Source organism: Cellulosimicrobium sp. BMG9.23, from assembly GCF_059159985.1.
Genome location: NZ_JBZGBZ010000028.1, coordinates 1 through 241, shown reverse-complemented (window position 1 = coordinate 241; position 241 = coordinate 1). Strand labels below are relative to the sequence as shown.

The following is a 241-nucleotide window of genomic DNA, read 5'->3' as shown; positions in this document are numbered from 1 at the left end:
ACGCAGGGTGATGGTGCCGGCGGTGGAGACGCGGTCGTGGCGGACGCGGTCGTGGGTGTCGTTGGTTCGGTCGCTTCGCGGGGTTGCTTTCGGACGGGCCGTGTAGGCGACGAGCGGTGGACTGCGGTGAGGCAGGGAGCTGTGGGGTCGGCGTTGGTTGTACTCGTCGAGGAAGGCGTCGATCAGGGTCTGTAGCTGGGTGATCGTGGTCGGTTGGGCCGGGGCGGCGCGTAGGACGCGC

Annotated in this window: 1 protein-coding gene; it reads right to left on the bottom strand. The window is 69.3% G+C overall.

Annotation, left to right across the window (positions count from 1 at the left end; all coding sequences use genetic code 11):
- Positions 1 to 241: integrase core domain-containing protein (locus tag AC4H2G_RS21565; RefSeq protein WP_494367789.1), on the bottom strand; the 241-nt coding region annotated here is incomplete at both ends.